The 2,194-nt window shown below is 49.5% G+C and carries 3 protein-coding genes; all 3 read right to left on the reverse strand.

Features of this window, described 5'->3' with window-relative positions; translation table 11 throughout:
* The coding region (locus RMO84_RS16415) for an RNB domain-containing ribonuclease (protein WP_310489512.1) at positions 1–1,505 on the reverse strand (1,505 nt) is incomplete at its 3' end.
* 337 nt (positions 1,506–1,842) lie between these two features.
* A complete protein-coding gene (rpsR, locus tag RMO84_RS16420) occupies positions 1,843–2,058 on the reverse strand; it encodes a 30S ribosomal protein S18 (protein ID WP_309736891.1) in 216 nt (71 codons plus the stop codon).
* A gap of 54 nt (positions 2,059–2,112) precedes the next feature.
* The coding region (rpmG, locus tag RMO84_RS16425; RefSeq protein WP_310489513.1) for a 50S ribosomal protein L33 at positions 2,113–2,194 on the reverse strand (82 nt) is incomplete at its 5' end.

Here is a 2,194-nt window from a genome sequence, read left to right on the forward strand (position 1 = left end):
GCAGGCCCGACGGGAATGAGAATTAGTTCTTCTTCCGGTGGGAGTTCGGGCTGGGGTTGGCCGCGATAGGGGAGGGGAATAGAGTTATCTTGCCCGTATTTAGCCGCCACTTCACCTGCTAAAATCATCATTTCCGCGACCAAGCGGCGGGCGCGATTGTCTTCGATCAAATCGATCGAGACTTTATCGCCGCTGACTTTGACGGTCGATTCGGGCATGTTGATATTAATCGAACCCTGGGATGTCCGCCATTGGTTGCGCAGTTTGGAGGCTTTAGCGATCGATTCGATTTCAACTTCGCCCGGTATCCGCAGTTGCAGCATTTCCTCGACATCTTCATAAGTGAGCCGGTAGGTTGGTTCGATCGTGCTCGTAGTTATCTCATATTCGGCCACCCCACCGCTATCATCGAGAATTACACCAAAACTTAGGGCGCAGCACTTTTGCCCCTGTCTGAGGCTCATTGGCCCCGTTGCCAGCTCCGGAGGGAACATCGGAATCATCCCTGTCGGCAGATAAATCGTGACCGATCGTTTGCGGGCTTCTAAATCGAACTCATCTTCGGGCGATAATAGTCGCGTCGGATCGGCAATATGAATCCACAATTTTTGGCGACCGTCGGGCAATCCTTCGACACTTAAGCCATCATCGATCTCTTGGGTGCTCTCATCATCGATCGTGTACACCTTGAGATGAGTCAGATCGAGACGGAGGCTCGCATCGAGATCGACAGGGGGATTTGTCAGTAATTCATGCGCCACAGTTTGCATCTTTTGTGAGAAGTGAACGGAAGTCTGAGAACGACGCAGATGGATATTTTCGTGGATGTCCCACCAGCCCAATTCGACCAAGAGATTGAAGACCGCTGGCTGGGTTTGCGGGCGACCGATGGCGGTGAGGTACTCACCCAGTTTGGCAGGCGGCAGATCGGGATTAAGGACGTATTTTTCCAGGACTTCGAGCCGCTGTTTGTCGGTATCTTGCCACTCGACGGGCGTACCGGCAAGCTGTTGGTGGACGCGATCGATAAAGCCTTGCTGTTCCCGTTCGCGCTGTTCTTTAACGGTAGCTTGATGCTTGAGTTCGTTAACTTGCGCGCGGGGACGGGGTTCGTATTTGTCTTCTTTTTTGTTTTTGAAGTAGATTTTGTCTTCAAACAATAAGACGTGGGCGGCGTAGCATAAAGCTGGAGATCGATCGGAATATAATAAGTCCGCGAGTGTTGGCGGATCGACTGTTTCGCCATCTTCTACCAGCATTTCCCAAGCTACTTCCAAGCTGTCGGGGTCGATATTCGGCGCGACTTCGGCATCGAACTTAGTAATTTCGACAGGCTGCTTGCAAGTTATCCCGGTTACTTCATAAGTAATATCGCGAGGATGTAGGGTATGTGGCTGACTCCGCGCATCGATCGCGATCCAGTGTTTTTTCCCTTCTGGACGATCGGCTATCGCTAGACGGCGTTCTCCATTGTGCAAAAATTCGACTAGAGTTCCCTTCTCCACCCCTATTCTCTTCCTTTGTAACGGTGCGTTGTTACGTGCTGTTTGATTGCGACCCGATCTGAATGCTCCAAATGGAGGTGTATCGATAAGATACAGACGATCGTTTCTCTAGTTTACGGTGAATGGTGGAATAAAGCAGGTAGAGTTGACCGAATTGCCATTTCTTGAAAATTTTACGGCTACCAAAATATCTGGCTCGACTCGAAAGAATTGCCAGGTTACGGGCTACAAATATTGACGGTTAACTAAGATCGATCGCCAGAAAGTTGAAGATATGAAGCTTGCCAGAAAGCTGGAGCTATTAGCAATCCTCATTCCTCATCCTTGGTTGCGACGATTAGCCTTCGACGTTGATGAACGGCATCAAGGCGATTTGACGAGCGCGTTTGATGGAAAGAGTCAGATCTCTCTGTTGTTTGGAGGTCAAACCGGTAATTCTGCGCGGTAAAATCTTGCCGCGTTCGGTAACAAATTTGCGAAGTAAATCGACATCTTTGTAATCGATCGGGTCTCCAGGTTTGATCGGCGATAACCGTTTGCGAAAATAGGCCATGTGTTTAGGGGATAGGGTACAGGGAATAGAGGGTAGGGAATATTAATGAATTCACTACTTAATCTCTTTATGTGTCGTGTGCTTGTTGCAGTAACGACAGAATTTGCTCAACTCTAATCGGGCGGTGGTGTTCCGA

It is taken from the genome of Chamaesiphon sp. VAR_69_metabat_338, from assembly GCF_031423935.1.
Classification (GTDB): domain Bacteria; phylum Cyanobacteriota; class Cyanobacteriia; order Cyanobacteriales; family Chamaesiphonaceae; genus Chamaesiphon.

Bases quoted from the DNA above. Each gene is read 5' to 3' on its own strand.
- rpsR (WP_309736891.1), bottom strand. From the start codon at position 2,058: ATGGCCTATTTTCGCAAACGGTTATCGCCGATCAAACCTGGAGACCCG.